Source organism: Dyella flava, from assembly GCF_016904955.1.
GTDB lineage: Bacteria > Pseudomonadota > Gammaproteobacteria > Xanthomonadales > Rhodanobacteraceae > Dyella_B > Dyella_B flava.
Genome location: NZ_JADIKE010000038.1, coordinates 439525 through 454708 on the forward strand (window position 1 = coordinate 439525; position 15184 = coordinate 454708).

15 protein-coding genes are annotated in these 15184 nt (G+C 62.2%); 10 read left to right on the top strand and 5 right to left on the bottom strand.

Features of this window, described 5'->3' with window-relative positions; translation table 11 throughout:
- Nucleotides 1-31 precede the first annotated feature (31 nt).
- A complete protein-coding gene (gene rpsB / locus ISP19_RS17795) occupies nt 32-925 on the bottom strand; it encodes a 30S ribosomal protein S2 (RefSeq protein WP_204683734.1) in 894 nt (297 codons plus the stop codon).
- Nucleotides 926-1232: 307 nt separating this feature from the next.
- Here rpsB and map point away from each other — a divergent pair, with 307 nt between their 5' ends.
- The 8 genes from map to ISP19_RS17835 all read left to right on the top strand — a co-directional run bounded on the left by map (nt 1233) and on the right by ISP19_RS17835 (nt 9288).
- Nucleotides 1233-1997: a type I methionyl aminopeptidase gene (map, locus tag ISP19_RS17800; protein ID WP_204683735.1), complete on the top strand. Its 765-nt coding sequence runs from the start codon at nt 1233-1235 to the stop codon at nt 1995-1997.
- A 124-nt stretch (nt 1998-2121) separates the two neighbouring features.
- The gene (gene glnD / locus ISP19_RS17805) at nt 2122-4773 is read left to right on the top strand and encodes a [protein-PII] uridylyltransferase (RefSeq protein ID WP_204683736.1); all 2652 of its coding nucleotides are present in this window, start codon (nt 2122-2124) and stop codon (nt 4771-4773) included.
- Between the two features lie 128 nt (nt 4774-4901).
- Nucleotides 4902-5405 (top strand): PepSY domain-containing protein, encoded by a 504-nt coding sequence (locus ISP19_RS17810; RefSeq protein WP_204683737.1) that lies wholly within the window; start codon nt 4902-4904, stop codon nt 5403-5405.
- Between the two features lie 81 nt (nt 5406-5486).
- On the top strand, nt 5487-6314 hold the full coding sequence (gene dapD / locus ISP19_RS17815) for a 2,3,4,5-tetrahydropyridine-2,6-dicarboxylate N-succinyltransferase (RefSeq protein WP_204683738.1): 828 nt from the start codon (nt 5487-5489) through the stop codon (nt 6312-6314).
- A gap of 8 nt (nt 6315-6322) precedes the next feature.
- Nucleotides 6323-7096: a hypothetical protein gene (locus ISP19_RS17820; RefSeq protein WP_204683739.1), complete on the top strand. Its 774-nt coding sequence runs from the start codon at nt 6323-6325 to the stop codon at nt 7094-7096.
- Complete coding sequence (locus ISP19_RS17825; RefSeq protein WP_204683740.1) at nt 7093-7452, top strand: arsenate reductase; 360 nt, start codon at nt 7093-7095, stop codon at nt 7450-7452. The genes ISP19_RS17820 and ISP19_RS17825 overlap by 4 nt, the downstream gene beginning before the upstream one ends.
- Nucleotides 7453-7457: 5 nt before the next feature.
- Entirely contained in the window at nt 7458-8609 is a 1152-nt protein-coding gene (gene dapE / locus ISP19_RS17830) for a succinyl-diaminopimelate desuccinylase (protein WP_204683741.1), read from the top strand.
- Nucleotides 8610-8637: 28 nt separating this feature from the next.
- Nucleotides 8638-9288 carry an MAPEG family protein gene (locus ISP19_RS17835; RefSeq protein WP_204683742.1) on the top strand — a complete coding sequence of 217 codons (651 nt, stop codon included), beginning with the start codon at nt 8638-8640 and terminating at the stop codon, nt 9286-9288.
- A 58-nt stretch (nt 9289-9346) separates the two neighbouring features.
- On the opposite strand, the gene ISP19_RS17840 is transcribed toward ISP19_RS17835, so the two are convergent.
- Together ISP19_RS17840 and ISP19_RS17845 are read right to left on the bottom strand one after the other, a co-directional pair.
- Complete coding sequence (locus ISP19_RS17840; RefSeq protein ID WP_204683743.1) at nt 9347-11755, bottom strand: penicillin acylase family protein; 2409 nt, start codon at nt 11753-11755, stop codon at nt 9347-9349.
- On the bottom strand, nt 11752-12564 hold the full coding sequence (locus tag ISP19_RS17845; protein ID WP_239556896.1) for a phosphodiester glycosidase family protein: 813 nt from the start codon (nt 12562-12564) through the stop codon (nt 11752-11754). The genes ISP19_RS17840 and ISP19_RS17845 overlap by 4 nt, the downstream gene beginning before the upstream one ends.
- A 92-nt stretch (nt 12565-12656) precedes the next feature.
- On the opposite strand from ISP19_RS17845, the gene ISP19_RS17850 reads away from it, so the two are divergent.
- Nucleotides 12657-13145 (top strand): NUDIX hydrolase, encoded by a 489-nt coding sequence (locus tag ISP19_RS17850; RefSeq protein ID WP_204683744.1) that lies wholly within the window; start codon nt 12657-12659, stop codon nt 13143-13145.
- Nucleotides 13142-13561 (top strand): NUDIX hydrolase, encoded by a 420-nt coding sequence (locus tag ISP19_RS17855; RefSeq protein ID WP_204683745.1) that lies wholly within the window; start codon nt 13142-13144, stop codon nt 13559-13561. The genes ISP19_RS17850 and ISP19_RS17855 overlap by 4 nt, the downstream gene beginning before the upstream one ends.
- A 111-nt stretch (nt 13562-13672) precedes the next feature.
- Here the strand turns inward: ISP19_RS17855 and ISP19_RS17860 are convergent, their stop codons facing one another.
- Together ISP19_RS17860 and ISP19_RS17865 are read right to left on the bottom strand one after the other, a co-directional pair.
- Complete coding sequence (locus tag ISP19_RS17860) at nt 13673-14890, bottom strand: beta-ketoacyl-[acyl-carrier-protein] synthase family protein (RefSeq protein WP_204683746.1); 1218 nt, start codon at nt 14888-14890, stop codon at nt 13673-13675.
- Between the two features lie 10 nt (nt 14891-14900).
- Nucleotides 14901-15152, bottom strand: a complete 252-nt coding sequence (locus tag ISP19_RS17865) for an acyl carrier protein (RefSeq protein WP_204683747.1) — start codon at nt 15150-15152, stop codon at nt 14901-14903.
- Nucleotides 15153-15184 lie beyond the last annotated feature (32 nt).

Below are 15184 nucleotides of genomic sequence, written 5' to 3' on the forward strand. Positions count from 1 at the left end.
GGCGGCAGTACCGCCACGGCAGCGGGGAGGCTTAGTCGGCGTCGCCGAGGTCCTGCGTGCGGCCACCACGGCCGCCGCGACCGCCGCGGCGGTCGTCACGCTCGCCACCGCGCGGGCCGCCCTTCTTGGCGGGCGCGTTGCGGCGCGGAGCGGCAGCACGACGCTCATCGTCCTTGGCGACTGGGTTGCCTTCTTCGTCGAGCTCGACGAATTCGTTGGCGTCACCCTGGGCAGCAGCCGGAGCGGCGGCCTTGCCTTCGAGGATGGAGTCGGCGGCAGCGCGGGAGTACAGCTGGATCGCGCGGATCGCGTCGTCGTTGCCCGGGATGGCGTAATCGACCAGCTCCGGGTTGTAGTTGGTGTCGACCACGGCGATCACCGGGATGCCGAGCTTCTTGGCTTCCTGCACGGCGATGTTTTCATGGCCGATATCGACCACGAACAGCGCGTCGGGCAGGCGGTTCATGTTCTTGATGCCGCCCAGCGAGTTTTCCAGCTTGGCGCGCTCGCGGCGCCGTGCCAGCACTTCATGCTTGACGAGCTTGTCGAAGCTGCCGTCGGTTTCGGCGGCTTCCAGCTCCTTCAGGCGGGCAACCGACTGCTTCACGGTGCGGAAGTTGGTCAGCATGCCGCCGAGCCAGCGGGCAGTGACGAAGGGCATGCCGGCGCGGCTGGCTTCTTCAGCCAAGGCTTCGCGGGCGGAGCGCTTGGTGCCGACGAACAGCACGGTGCCGCGCTTCTGGGCGATCGCCGACAGGAAGTTCATCGCGTCGGTGAACAGCGGCAGCGTCTTTTCGAGGTTGATGATGTGGATTTTGCCGCGGGCGCCAAAGATGTACGGGGCCATCTTCGGGTTCCAGTAGCGGGTCTGGTGACCGAAATGCACGCCAGCTTCCAGCATCTGACGCATGGTGACTTGAGCCATGGTAGTACTCCTGCAATGGGCCTTTTCAGGTGGCCCGGGGGTTGGGACCTCCACGTATCCCCGGCTTCGACCGCGATGTCCGCTGTTGGGAGAGGACGATCGCAGCACCCCGAAGACGGTGCCGATACGTGTGTGGCATTGGTTGGGGTTGTACCGCAGCGCGGTTACAATCCTGCTTCGCTTTGCACCGTGCGGGCCATTACTGGCCGGAAGCGGTCTGCAAAACCCGGAAAGTATAGCCGGGACCACCGCTTCGCGGCAAGTTGCTGGTTTTTGGGAACTTTGCCGCCATATCACGACGTTAGCCATGGCCATTACTCTCAAATCCGCCCAAGACCTCGAAAGCATGCGCGTTGCCGGCCAGCTGGCCGCCGAAGTGCTGGCCATGCTCAAGGAACACGTCAAGCCCGGGGTGACCACCGAAGACCTGGACCGGCTGGCCTACGAGCACATCGTCAACGTGCAGAAGGCGATTCCGGCCAACGTGGGCTACCACGGCTTCCCCAAGACCCTGTGCACCTCGGTCAACCATGTGATCTGCCACGGTATTCCCAGCCCGAGCAAGGTGCTCAAGGACGGCGACATCATCAATCTCGATGTCACGGTCATCAAAGATGGCTGGCACGGCGACACCAGCCGCATGTATTTCGTCGGCGCCCCCGGGGTGCTGGCCAAGCGTCTGGTGGACACCACCTATGAATCGATGATGCGCGGCATCCAGGCCGTGCGACCCGGCGCCACCCTGGGCGATGTGGGCCACGCGATCCAGAAGCATGCCGAGGCGGCCGGTTATTCGATCGTGCGCGAGTACTGCGGCCACGGTATCGGCAAGGTTTATCACGACGAGCCGCAAGTGCTGCACTACGGTAAGCCCGGTACCGGCGTAGTGCTGCAGAAGGGCATGACCTTCACCGTGGAGCCGATGGTCAATGCCGGCAAGGCGCAGACCAAGCAGTTGCCGGATGGCTGGACCGTGGTGACCAAGGATCATTCGCTCTCGGCGCAGTGGGAACACACGATTGCCGTGACCGACGATGGTTTCGAGATTCTCACGCCCTGGCCGGATGCCTGATCCGGATGACTCCCTCCCCTGGATCAGCTAGGGGAGCGCTGGGGTGGAGTGGTCCTTGTTGCGGCAAACTGACGTAACCGCCCCTGGCTTCTCTCGTGTATCGAGCGAGGAGTTGAAAGGAAATATGTCCTCAACTGTCGTTGCCGCACTTCCGCCCCTGCCTCGGTTACCGGTTGCCGTGCCGCGCTCCGGCGTATCTGGCGACGCCCGGCATGCGTTGCGGCAATTGCTGGGCGATTTGGATCGCGCGATTGCGGTTGCGTTCCGGGATGGTGCGGATGCCAGCGAATTGGCGCGCCGGCGTAGTGATTCGGTCACCCGCATCGTCGTGCATGTATGGATGGCCTGCCTCGGTGACGTGAATGACGCCGCACTGTTTGCCATCGGCGGCTTCGGGCGCGGCCTGTTGTTTCCTTATTCGGATATCGATCTGCTGGCGCTGGTCGAGCAACCTGATGCGTCGCGTTTGCGTGCGCTCGAGCAATGTTTCGCCACCTTGTGGGATATCGGCCTCAAGGTGGGACATGCCGTGCGCGATCCTGCGCAATGCCAGACCCTGGCTGCCGCGGAAGCGAGTGTGTTTACCAGCCTGCTTGATGCGCGGCGCCTGGCTGGCGATCCGGTGCTGGATACCCGGCTGCGCGCCATCATCGATGCGCCGAGCATGTGGCCACCCCACGAGTATCTGCTCGCGCGTCTCGCCGAACGCGATGCGCGGCATGCGCGCTATGACGACACCGCTTACAACCTCGAGCCCAATGTGAAAGACGGCCCTGGCGGTCTGCGTACGCTCGACTCGCTGCGCTGGCTGGGCAGGCGCCTGGCGCATGCCAACGATTTTCCCGACATGGTTACCGAAGGCCTGCTCGATCCGGCCGAATGCGACACGCTGTTGCAGGCCGAAGCTACCCTGCGGCGTTATCGCTTTGCCTTGCATCTGGAAGCGGGCCGGCCGGAAGAGCGTCTGTTGTTCGATTACCAGCGCGCGATCGCGGCGCGTCTTGGCTTTGAAGACGAGCATGAAAAAAATCTCGGCGTCGAGCAGTTCATGCAGGGCTATTACCGCGCGGCGAGCCAGGTCGAGCGGCTTGGTATCCAGATCGCGGAACGCTTCGAGGAAATGCTCGAGCCGCCCAGTGCGGTGCAATCGGTAGGCGAGGACTTCATCCGCTACGGCGCGCGCATGGCGGTGCGCGATCCTGACCTTTTCATGCATCGGCCCGCTGCACTGATCGATATCTTCATTGCGCGTCTGGATGAAAAGGGTGTGATCGGTTTTACCGCCGATACCATGCGCCGCATTCATCAGGCGACCGCGGCGCTGGATGGCGCACTTGCCGATGATCCGCAGGTGCTGGCGTCATTCCTGCGTTTGCTGCGACGTGGCGCGCCGGCGGTCGATGCGTTGTGGCGCATGAATCGCCACGGACTCCTGGCGGCCATCCTGCCGGCCTTCGGCAAAGTGTTCGGTCGCATGCAGTACGACCTGTTCCATGTCTACACGGTCGATGAGCACACCCTGCGCGTGCTGCGCAATGTCGCGCGCTTTGCCGATCCGGCCACCCAGTCCGAATTTCCGTTGGCCTGCGAAGTGTGGCCGACACTGCCCAGTCCGGAAGTGCTGCTGTTGGCCGCGTTATTTCACGACATCGCGAAAGGGCGGGGTGGCGATCACTCCGTGCTCGGTGAAGAAGACGCGCGCGCGTTTGGCACCAAGATCGGCCTGCCGGAAGAAGACACCGAGCGCGTAGCGTGGCTGGTGCGTTGGCACTTGCTGATGAGCACGACCGCGCAACGCCAGGACATCACCGACCCGGATGTGGTGCAGCGCTTTGCTGACGCTGTGGCGGGACGCGAGCGGCTGGGGCAGCTTTATCTGCTGACCATCGCCGACATCATCGGCACCAGCCCGCGGTTGTGGAATGCATGGAAGGATCGCTTGCTGGCGGACCTCTATACGGCTACCCGCTATGCCCTGCGACGCGACGCCAAGCCGTCGGCAGGCGCGGCAGCGCGGGTGCAACATTGCCGGGAGCAGGCGCTGTCGATGCTGATGGCTGATGGCGCCGACCCGGCAACCGTTGCGCAAGTCTGGGATACCTTCCCGATGGTGAGCTTCCTGCGTCATCGTCCCGAGCAGATCGCCTGGCAAACCAAGGCGATTTTGGCGGGCGAAGGCAAGTTGCCACTGATTGCGGTCAACCCTTTGTCGGTGCGTGGCAGCACCGAGCTGTTCGTCTATGCGCCTGACCGCGATGGCCTGTTTGCCAACGTCACGGCGATGCTCGACCGCCTGCATTTCTCGGTGATGGAAGCACGCGTGCTGAGTTCGCCGGATGGCCGGGCCATGGACACCTTCCTGTTGCTGGAAGCGGAAACCCAAAAGCCCGCCACGCCGGAACGCGCAGATGAACTGCATCAGCGGCTGCAGCGCGCGCTGGCGCAATCCGCCCCGATCATGCCGCCCCGGCGCAGCATGTCGCGGCATTTGAAGCATTTCCAGATGACGCCGCGGATCGACTTCAAGCAATCCGGTGGCCGCACCCAGATGGCGCTGGTGTGCAGCGACCGGCCGGGCCTGCTGGCCGCCGTGACACAGGTGATGATGACCTGTGAGGTCCGCGTGCACGATGCGCGCATCGCCACCTTCGGCGAGCGGGTGGAGGACTTTTTCCAGCTCACGGATCGTCGCAACGCCCCGTTGGGCGAGACACAGCAACAGCGTCTGTGGCACGCTTTGGCCGAGCGGATCGGACCACAGGGCTTGTCCGCATAGTCCCGTCCTAAGCACGGGCTGTGCGGTCGGCTGCCAGGGGATGATTTCCCGCCGGGTCGCGTCAGCGGCCTGTCATCGTCATCTTCTTTCCACCGTTTGGCTTATTTGGCCAAGAAGGCAGTGTGCCCATGTCCGCATCTCACGCGTTTCTCAAGATTGTTCGCCAGCTCCATCTTTATATCGGCGTATTCATCGCGCCCGCCCTGCTGTTTTTTGCGTTCACCGGCGGCTTGCAGGTTTTCAGCCTGCATGAAACCACTCGGGGTAGCGACTACCAGCCACCGGCCTGGCTGGTGACGATGGCTCAATTGCATAAGAAGCAGACTTCCGTGGTTCCCATGCGAAAGCCGCACCCGATGGATGCGGATAATCATCCGCCGGCCCCCGTCGCTCCGGCATCCGGTCCCGCGGCTAACCCGCCTGCATCCACGCCCATGAAATCGGAGATGCCGCGGACGGATGCGAAACATCCGCTGCCTTTGAAAATCTTCTCGGCCTTCGTAGCGTTTGGCTTGTTCATGTCGACCCTGATGGGTCTGTACATGGCCTACCGCTATACGCGCAGGCCGGGGCTGGTCACTGCCTTGCTGCTGGCCGGCATCGTGTTGCCGATCGTGCTTGCATTGATTTGAGCGCATTTGCGGCGCCTATACATCGTCGCGAGGTGCGTGGTTGTAATCTTGGCGTTTGATCCGAATAACGAGTCCTTTCCCATGCAGTCCATCGAAAGCCTGATCAACGACGCCTTTGAGCGCCGCAATGAGCTCACCCAGAGCGAAATCGAAACCCATCTGCGCCCGGCGCTGGGCCAGGTGATCGATCTGCTCGAATCCGGCGAACAGCGTGTTGCTGCGCCCGATGACAAAGGCGGCTGGGTCGTCAATCAATGGCTGAAGAAAGCGGTGCTGCTGTACTTCCGTATCAATGCCAACCGCGTGGTAGATGGCGGCCCGGCCATGGCGTTCGACAAGGTGCCGTTGCGTTTTGCGCCCGGCAACGATGGGGAGCTTCAGAACCTCGGTGCGCGCGTGGTGCCCGGTGCGCTGGTGCGCCGTGGCGCACATGTGGCGAAAGATGCCGTGCTGATGCCCAGCTACGTGAACATCGGCGCCTATGTGGGTGCGGGCACCATGGTTGATACCTGGGCGACGGTCGGTTCCTGTGCGCAGATTGGCGCGGGCGTGCATCTGTCCGGCGGTGTCGGCATTGGCGGCGTGCTGGAACCGCTGCAGGCCAATCCCACCATCATCGAAGACAACTGCTTTATCGGCGCGCGTTCCGAAGTCGTCGAAGGCGTGGTGGTGGAGAAGGGCAGCGTGATCGGCATGGGGGTCTTCCTTGGCCAGTCCACGCGCATCTACAACCGCGCCACCGGCGAGATCAGTTATGGCCGCGTGCCGGCAGGAAGCGTGGTCGTGGCGGGCAACCTGCCGGCGAAAGACGGCAGTCATAGTCTCTATGCCGCGATCATCGTAAAGCAGGTGGACGAAAAGACGCGCAGCAAGACCGGCATCAACGAACTGCTGCGCAGCGGCGAGTAAGTCAAGCCATGGCCGCTCGATCCCAGCCTGTTCGTGGTCGCGTGTATGCACTGGCCGTAATTGCCGCGGTGTTGGTGGTGCTCGCCTTTGTGTGGCCGCCGTTTGCGCAGCCGCAGGGCTATCACGACTTCGCGGATCAGCGCGCATGGCTGGGCATTCCCAACTACGGGAACGTCGCGTCGAATGTAATGTTTCTGGTGGTCGGGCTGGCCGGGCTTGGCGTGATGCGCACACCAGCCGTACGCGCGATGGAGTCTGCATCGCGCCACGCTTATGCACTGATGTTCATCGGCCTCGTATTCACCACCTTCGGCTCGGCGTATTACCACTGGGCGCCGTCGGACACGCGGCTGGTATGGGATCGCCTGCCGATGACCGTGGTATTCATGCCACTGCTCGCCGCTACTTACGCCGAGCGTTTGCGCTGGCGTTCGGATCTGCCCTTGCTGGTGCTGACACTGCTCGGTGTGGGCAGCGTGGCGTACTGGAAGTTCAGCGACAACCTGATGCCGTACCTGATCGCCCAGGGCGGCGCCATTTTGCTGATCGTGCTGGCATTGGCGATCCTGCCGACGCCCTGGACTGAGCGCCGCATGTTGTGGCCAGCGCTGGGTTGTTACGCCATCGCGTTTGTCTCCGAAAAGCTGGATATGGATATCTTCCGTGCTACCAAGGGCGTCATCAGCGGGCATACCATCAAGCATCTCGTCGCGGCGGCGGCGTTCTATTTCATTCTGCACATGCTGCGGCGACAGCAATTGAAGACGGATACCGATCGATGACAGTCCCTACGCTTTACGGTCTGCCGAACTGCGATACCTGCAAGAAGGCGCGCAATTGGCTGACGCGTTTCGAGATTGCCCACGAGTTTGTCGATTACCGCGCCAACCCGGTGCCGCCGGCAACTTTGAAAGGCTGGGCTGGACAGCTTGGCGGTTGGGAAAAACTGGTCAACAAATCCAGCACCACCTGGCGCAATCTGCTGCCACAGCGCAAGAATCCCGGTAGCGATCCGGAGTGGACCTTGCTGTTGAAGGAATATCCGGCGCTCGTTCGGCGTCCGGTGGTGGTGCAGACTGACGGTTCGGTGAGTGTTGGCTTTACCGACAACGGCTTCAAGAAACTGTTCGGGCGTTGAGTCTTATGTCTGACGTATTCGATCTCGCCACCAACCTGATTCGCCGTCGTTCGGTCACGCCGGAAGACGCCGGATGCTTGCCGTTGATCGGCGACCGCCTTTCACGGCTGGGTTTTCGCATTGAAGCGCTGCGCTATGGCGAGGTGGACAATTTGTGGGCGACGCACGGTGCGCATAACGCGCCGGGACAGGGCCCACTGCTGGTCTTCCTGGGGCATATCGACGTAGTGCCCAGTGGTCCCGAGGACACATGGCAAAGTCCGCCATTCGAGCCGTCCGTTCGCGATGGTCGCCTGTACGGCCGTGGCACGGCGGACATGAAGGGCTCGGTGGCGGCAATGGTGGTGGCCTTGGAGCGTTTCGTCGCCGCGCATCCGGATCATGCCGGCCGGGTCGGACTGTTGCTGACCAGCGACGAAGAAGGTCCAACCAATCTCGATGGGGTGCGGCGCGTTGCCGATCATTTTCGAGCAACCGGCGAGCGTATCGATTGGTGTGTGGTCGGCGAGCCGTCCGCGAAGGACAAGCTGGGCGACCTCATTCGCGTGGGGCGTCGCGGTTCCTTGTCCGCGACGCTTACCGTGCGCGGTGTGCAGGGACATGTGGCGTATCCGGAAAAAGCCCTCAATCCCATCCATGCTTTCGCGCCGGCCCTCGCGAAGCTGGCGGCAGAGCGTTGGGACAGCGGCAATGCGGATTTTCCGCCGACGTCTTTCCAGGTCTCCAATCTCAATGCGGGCACGGGGGCGAGCAATGTGATTCCCGGTTCGCTCACCGCGTTGATCAATTTCCGCTATAGCACCGCCAGCACGGCAGCCGATCTGCGGGAGCGTGCCGAGGCGATCCTTTCCAGGCATGGCCTGGATTACACCCTGGAATGGAATCTATCCGGTGAGCCGTTTCTGACTCAGGCGGGTGGTCATTTGCGCGAAGTGGTGGTGTCGGTGTGTCGTGATCTGTGCGGCCTCGATCCGGAGCAAAGTACCGGCGGCGGCACGTCCGATGGACGTTTCATCGCGCCGCTCGGCGCGGAAGTGGTCGAGCTGGGACCGGTAAACGCTACCATCCACAAGGTCGACGAGTGCATCGAGCTGACTCAGTTGGAACGGTTGCCGGATTTGTACCAGGCTATTTGCGAGCGCATGCTGTTGAGCTAAGCCAGTCCCATTCAAACGGGGGTGTGCCATGAACGTCGAGCACGGCTTCGATCACGTCGTTGACGTGCAGGCAGAGCGCAGAACCGTAATAGCAGGCGTGTTGATGGCGGCACCGATTGTCACCGGCTTGTGGTGGCTGATCGCTACCCAGGCGCCGCCCATCCCAAACATGGATGATCCGTGGAGTCGCTTGTGGTTCGCCATCAAGTGTTGCTGCGTGGCGACGCTGTTCTCTCTCGTGCTGGGCGTTGAAATGATTGCCCACTACCGTCTGAATACATCGGCGATCAACCCCATTGCCGGCGTTGAGTCGATGCGCATGAAGGTGAGCCGGCACTGCCTGCAGAATACGGTCGAGCAACTGCTGATTTTCATTCCCGGTCTGCTCGCGTTGGCGGGTTACTGCACAAATGGCTGGTCCATGCGCGTGCTACTGGCCTCAACGGTGGTATGGATTGTCACGCGTTTTGCATTCTGGATCGGCTATCACATTGCGCCACGCTTTCGAGCCCCCGGCATGTTGGGCATGGTGCAAAGCATGATTATTTTGCTTTACGTGGGCGATCGCTTCGGGCGTGAAGTAGGCGGAATGGCTGGCGAGGTGCTGGTCTGGACCATTTTTCTTGGCGTAGAGGCCTATCTGGTCTATCTGAGTTTCTGGCACAGCTCGGCAGAGTGAGAGATGCCGAAAACAAAAAAGGCCACATGTGGCGGCCTTTTTTGCGATGGCACGCGCGTCAACCTGAGGCGGGTTCCAGGGTCAGGGTGTAGCGATCACTGCCAGGCATCAGCGGTGTCGGCCGACCCTTGACCCAATCCTCGTGTCCGGCGCCATAGAACGGCGATAGCGGGTTATCGCTCTGTCCACCGGGCATTTCCAGAATGCCGTCGCTTTCGTGTCCGGGCGCAACATCGAGACGTTCGGACGCGCCGAACGCAGGTGCAGCGACACGCGGCATGTTGTGGTCGCCAGGGAGTTCATCATTCGGCATGTTGAGGAAGTGCGCGACGAAGGCGGGCAGGGCACGCGAAAGCGGGTGATTGATATCGGCGTGGTTCACTTCACCCCAGGTGCGTGCAGCCAGTCCGCCCGGTTGTTTGCCAAGCGTGTCGGCAACGTTACGCGCGGCCTGCAGCAGCAGCGCGCGCCAATCGTGATAGCTGGGGTCGAGCAGATTGGCAGGCTGTTGCTGGATCATCGCCCACACAGCGGCTTCCTGATCGCCGGGGCCGGGCCACTCGAAATCGGGGAAACGCTGCTGGATCTGCACGGCAAAAGGGGCGAGCACCAGCTTGTGCACTTCTTCGCGGAAGGCGTGGACAAGCCGGTAATCCACGCTGTCGGCTGCGGCTTCGTTGCGCCAGCTGGCGGTTAGCTGACGCAGTTGATTGAGCGCGGGATCATCAAGGCCCGACAAGGTTTGCTGCAGCAGTTGCTGCCAGCGGGTCAGGAACAGTGCGTGGTCGTCGAGCTGGATATCGAGTGTGTTACCGGGTCCGAAATCGGCGCGTGCATGCAAGTCGTCGCGAATCTGCTGGGCGCGTGCGCCGATATCCTGGCCACTGTTGCCGAGCAGGGCGAAATCGTCGCCGCCAACCGTGCGGTTGTTGGCTGTCCATAAGCGGCCATCGGCAGGATCTTCGATGCGCGGGTATTGCGATGGCACGGCCCAGCCGGTCCAGCCGGTATTCGGTTGCGACCAGTCCGCCGGTAACTGTGGATCGAAGCCGCTGCGCAGCGGGATGCTGTTGCTGGCGATGCTCCAGCCGATATGCCCGGCACTGTCCGCCACCAGGAAGTTCTGCGGCGGCATGCCGAGCGTCGGCGCAAGATCCAGTGCCGACGAGACGCTAGTGGCATGTTCGAGTTGCATCAGCGCCAGGTTGTAACCGTGTGGCCGATTGCCGATCCACGCCAGGGCCAGCGGCGTGCCATCGGTATCCTGGGTCAGGATCGGTCCCCAGCGCGTGTCTTCCACGTCCAGATGGTGCGGCGGCGCACCCTTGATGTCGATGACTTCGTCATGCTTCTCGATCGTGGCCCAGCCTTCCGGTACCTTGTAGCGGCTGGAATCGTGTGGATCGCGCAACACCCGCACCCAGTCCATCCAGTCGCCATAGCTGTTGGTGAAGCCCCAGGCGATTTGTCCGTTCGAACCCACCACCAGCGCAGGCGTGCCGGGCAGCGTTACGCCCACCGCATCGCGTTGTCCGTGAGGAGCGGAGGGATCCGGATACCGAAGACGCGCGCGGAACCAGATATCAGGCACGCGCAGCGTCAGATGCATGTCGTTCGCCAGGATCGCTGCGCCCGAATGCGTAAGGTTGCCTGCCAGCGCGAAGCTGTTGCTGCCGGGGTAGGCAACGTCGATCGGTGAGGTGGCAACGTGGGCCAGCTTCGCCGTTCCGCTCGGCGCATTCACGCGGCGAAGATCGTAGACATCTGCGTCGGGAACGGCCGGCGAAGGCGACACATCGCCTTTCAGCGGCGCTTCCCAGTTCGGATCGGGCGAGATCAGGAAATCCACAAGCGTGCCGGGCAGTACTGCATGCATCTGCGCGATGTGCAATTCGCGCTGATTGAGGCCGTCGCCGTTGAGATCCAGATACATCGCACCGATGACCAGCATAGTGTCTTCCGAACGCCAAGGTTTCGGCTGTGTGCCGAGCAGCAGGTACTCCCATGGCTTTTCGCGCAGATGCGCCAGGCCGGCGTTGACGCCGTCGCGATACATGTCGAGCGTGTGTTTCTGGTCCGCAGGCAGTGCGGCATAGGCTGTTTCGGCAACCGCGCGCAAACGCTGGCGTCGATGGTTGATATCAGTGTTCAGCGCCGCCGGGCCAACCAGTTCGGATAGCTCGCCCGCGGCCAGGCGTCGCATAAGATCCATCGGAAAGAAACGCTCCTGCGCATGCACGTAGCCCAGTGCATACGCGACGTCATCGCGCGATTGACCGGTGATGGTGGCCGTACCCAGTGCATCGCGACTGATCGTGACAGGATGCTGCAGGCCAGCCAGGGATTGCCTACCATCGAGCTGGGCGCGGCTGCCAGCCAGCAACCACCATCCGGTGATGCTGCTGCCGCCCACGATGATCACGATCAGAACGAGTACTGCACGGAACCAGCGGAAACGAGGTTTCATTGGTTGGCAAACACCGCGAAGATGCCCGCGTAGGGCTTGACCATGAAGGTGGGAGCGCCGGCGTAGCCGGTGCCGTCGATGTAGAACTGCGAAATAGTGCCATCCAGATACAGCGCATCGCGGCAACCGAGCTTGTCCCGGAACAGCGAGGCAAAAGTGTGGAAGTTGACCGGTGATTCGCTTACCGCAAACACCACCTGATAGGGGCCGCGCGCACAGACGCCACTGCGCCACTTGGTGCTGTTGGAATCATTGACGAACTGGCTGTTGATCTCGCCATCGATCACCAGCATCGGGCCCGATTGCGTGGCCCAATCGACCGGCTTGCCATCGGCTTTGAACTGCGTGCTGGTACGCACGGCGGCATGACCATCCGGATAGATCGCGAATACGCCGTTGGGCTGGATCGAAAAATTGCCTGCGGCCGGATTGCCGCGAAAAAGGTTCAACGGCACCAAGGTCTTGCCGTTTTCCACATACATGCCCAGCGGGGCAAAGGCCTGGTCGTAGATGCCCGCGTTGGCGGCGAACATCAGCCGCTTGCCATTGGCCGCGCCCCATTCGCGGAGGGTCTGGATATCGCCGAACGGCTGTCCGTTGTCGGGGTTCTTCCAATGCAGGCTCAGCGATTCGCGATGCAGATCCAGGCTGACGACGGTGAAATCCTGCCCCTGGAAAGTGACCTCGCGGCTTTCCATGGGCTGCACCTGATAGTTGCAGCCGCCCAGCAAGGCGCAAACCCCGAGCAGGGCAAGCAAAGAAAGCATCAGGCTGCGGCGCAACCGTTTGGCGGGCTTGGACGGGAGCATGCTGTGATGGTCGCCGCCCGGCCGTGATGGATGCAAGACCACAGACGCAGATCCAGGCCTTAAACTGCGACTTTCCGTCGGGATGGACCCGCATGCCCTACACCCCCATCGTTGCCACGCTTGGCTATGTGCTTTCGCCGGACCGGCGCCAGGTGTTGATGATCCACCGCAATGCCCGGCCCGACGATCAGCATCTGGGCAAGTACAACGGCCTTGGCGGCAAGATGGAGCCCGGCGAGGACATTGCCGAGTGCATGCGGCGCGAGATCCGTGAAGAAGCCGGCATCGAATGCGAATCGATGCATCTGCGCGGCACGCTCAACTGGCCGGGCTTTGGCAAACAGGGTGAGGACTGGCTGGGTTTTATCTTCATCATCGACAGCTTCCGCGGAGAACCGCTGACGCAGAACCCCGAAGGCACGCTGGAATGGGTGGCTATCGACCGGATCATGGAACTGCCCATGTGGGAAGGCGACCGGCACTTCCTGCCGCTGGTGTTCGATGGTGATACGCGGCCGTTTCATGGCGTGATGCCTTATAAAGACGGCCGTATGCAGTCATGGGCCTTCACCAGGCTATGAGTGCGGCCGCAGCGCCACGCATTGTCCGGATCGTTGCCGGGATGATCCGCAACGATCAAGGGCGCGTGCTGCTGGTACGCAAGCGCGGCGCGGAGGTTTTCCAGCAGCCGGGCGGGAAGCGTGATGCCGGTGATCAAGACGATCTGCACACGCTGGCGCGAGAACTGAAGGAGGAACTTGGCTGCACGATGCAGCGTGATGGCGCACAGCTGCTAGGTTGCTTCAGCGCATCCGCTGCAAACGAACCGGGATGCGTGGTCGAAGCCATCGTCTACGAAGTTCGGGCCAGCGGTCCATTTACGGCCTGTGCCGAAATCGAGGCCTTGCAGTGGGTTGATCCGGCGCAGCCGGGAGATTTGCCGATTGCGCAGCTGAGCCGTGAGCAACTGCTGCCTTTAATGATCCCCAAGCCGTAGCGTAGGTTGGGTTGGCGCAGTGTAACCCAACGATGTTTATCGCGCCGATCGAATTCCGTTGGGTTACGCTGCGCTGACCCAACCTACCTCAACCTGCGCGGTGCAAAGTGCTTATGGAGCCTGGCGCACCGCCACCACGGCATTGAGCCCACCGAAGGCGAAGGAATTGCTCAACGCCGCGCGCACGCTCATCGCACGGGCTTCGTGCGGTACATAATCCAGATCACAGGCGGGATCGGGACCGAGATAATTCAGCGTAGGCGGTACGATGCCGGTGCGCAGTGCGCCAAGCGTTGCAATCAGTTCCAGCGCACCACCTGCACCCAGCGCATGACCATGCATGGGCTTGGTCGAGGAAATCGCCAGGCGACGCGCATGTTCGCCGAAGACTTTGTGGATGGCACGCGTTTCGGTGCAATCGTTGGCGGCCGTGCCAGTGCCATGCGCGTTGATGTAGTCGATCTCGCTCGGCTGCATGCCGGCATCTTGCAGCGCTGCCGTCATTGCCGCCGCCGCACCGATCTCCGATGGCGCGGCAATATCACCCGCATCGGCGCTCATGCCGAAACCCGCCAGCTCGCCGAGGATGGCGGCACCACGCGCCTGGGCACTTTCCAGCGTCTCCAGCACGAACATCGCCGCGCCTTCGCCCAGCACCAGGCCGCGCCGGTTGATGCTGAAAGGACGGCAGGTGTCCGGAGCGAGTACGCGCATGGCCTCCCAGGCGCGCAGCAGGCCGAGTGTGATACAGGCTTCTGCGCCGCCAACGATCGCTGCATCGATCATGCCCGCACGCATCATCAGGGCGGCCTGCGCGATGGCGTGATTGGACGAGGCGCAGGCACTGGCCACGGTGAATGTCGGGCCGGTAATGCCGTGCGCCATGCTGATCTGGCTAGGTGGCGCATTGCTCATGATGCGCACGATGCCAAGCGGGTGGAAGCGGCCGCACTGTTCGGCATATAGCTTTTGGTAGAGCCCTTCGCGGGTTTCCTCACCGGCAACCCCGACGCCGACCACCACCGCCGTGCGCGAGGCGCGCTCGTTGCGAAAGCTCAGGCCGGACTGGCGGATGGCTTCATTCGCCGCCACCAGCGCGTATTGGCTGAGCGGATCGAGAAACGGCAGGCGTGCTTCGTCGATGAAAGCGCGTGGTTCGAAATCGGCGATTTCTGCCGCGATCGCAGCGTTATTGCGCAGCTGGTTCGCGTCGACACGTCGGATCGGACCAATCCCGCTGCGGCCTTCGGTCATTGCCCGCCAGACATCGGCAGCGTTGTGGCCGAGCGCGCAGATGGCGCCCTGGCCGGTGATCACGATACGACGCATACTGAAACTCTTAGCCTTTAGCAGGCTTCTGTGCGAGCTGGCGGTCCACCGCTGCGACCAGGTGGCCGACCGTACCCGCCTCAAAATCGGTGTCTTCGTTAGGCAGGTTGATATTGAAATGTTCCTCGATATCGAAGATCACCTCGATGGCATCCAGGGAAGCGACACCCAGATCCTTGAGCGTGGACTCAGCGGTGATGGTGCTGATGTCGATCTTGGCCTGCTTGCTGATGATCTCGAAGACTTCCTGCTGCGTACTCATGCATCGATTCCCCGGTTTATCCTCTCCCAAGC

What these genes read in the sequence shown, in the direction of transcription:
- rpsB (WP_204683734.1), bottom strand. Translation starts at nt 925, where the DNA reads ATGGCTCAAGTCACCATGCGTCAGATGCTGGAAGCTGGCGTGCATTTC.
- map (WP_204683735.1), top strand. Translation starts at nt 1,233, where the DNA reads ATGGCCATTACTCTCAAATCCGCCCAAGACCTCGAAAGCATGCGCGTT.
- glnD (WP_204683736.1), top strand. Translation starts at nt 2,122, where the DNA reads ATGTCCTCAACTGTCGTTGCCGCACTTCCGCCCCTGCCTCGGTTACCG.
- ISP19_RS17810 (WP_204683737.1), top strand. Translation starts at nt 4,902, where the DNA reads ATGTCCGCATCTCACGCGTTTCTCAAGATTGTTCGCCAGCTCCATCTT.
- dapD (WP_204683738.1), top strand. Translation starts at nt 5,487, where the DNA reads ATGCAGTCCATCGAAAGCCTGATCAACGACGCCTTTGAGCGCCGCAAT.
- ISP19_RS17820 (WP_204683739.1), top strand. Translation starts at nt 6,323, where the DNA reads ATGGCCGCTCGATCCCAGCCTGTTCGTGGTCGCGTGTATGCACTGGCC.
- ISP19_RS17825 (WP_204683740.1), top strand. Translation starts at nt 7,093, where the DNA reads ATGACAGTCCCTACGCTTTACGGTCTGCCGAACTGCGATACCTGCAAG.
- dapE (WP_204683741.1), top strand. Translation starts at nt 7,458, where the DNA reads ATGTCTGACGTATTCGATCTCGCCACCAACCTGATTCGCCGTCGTTCG.
- ISP19_RS17835 (WP_204683742.1), top strand. Translation starts at nt 8,638, where the DNA reads ATGAACGTCGAGCACGGCTTCGATCACGTCGTTGACGTGCAGGCAGAG.
- ISP19_RS17840 (WP_204683743.1), bottom strand. Translation starts at nt 11,755, where the DNA reads ATGAAACCTCGTTTCCGCTGGTTCCGTGCAGTACTCGTTCTGATCGTG.
- ISP19_RS17845 (WP_239556896.1), bottom strand. Translation starts at nt 12,564, where the DNA reads ATGCTCCCGTCCAAGCCCGCCAAACGGTTGCGCCGCAGCCTGATGCTT.
- ISP19_RS17850 (WP_204683744.1), top strand. Translation starts at nt 12,657, where the DNA reads ATGCCCTACACCCCCATCGTTGCCACGCTTGGCTATGTGCTTTCGCCG.
- ISP19_RS17855 (WP_204683745.1), top strand. Translation starts at nt 13,142, where the DNA reads ATGAGTGCGGCCGCAGCGCCACGCATTGTCCGGATCGTTGCCGGGATG.
- ISP19_RS17860 (WP_204683746.1), bottom strand. Translation starts at nt 14,890, where the DNA reads ATGCGTCGTATCGTGATCACCGGCCAGGGCGCCATCTGCGCGCTCGGC.
- ISP19_RS17865 (WP_204683747.1), bottom strand. Translation starts at nt 15,152, where the DNA reads ATGAGTACGCAGCAGGAAGTCTTCGAGATCATCAGCAAGCAGGCCAAG.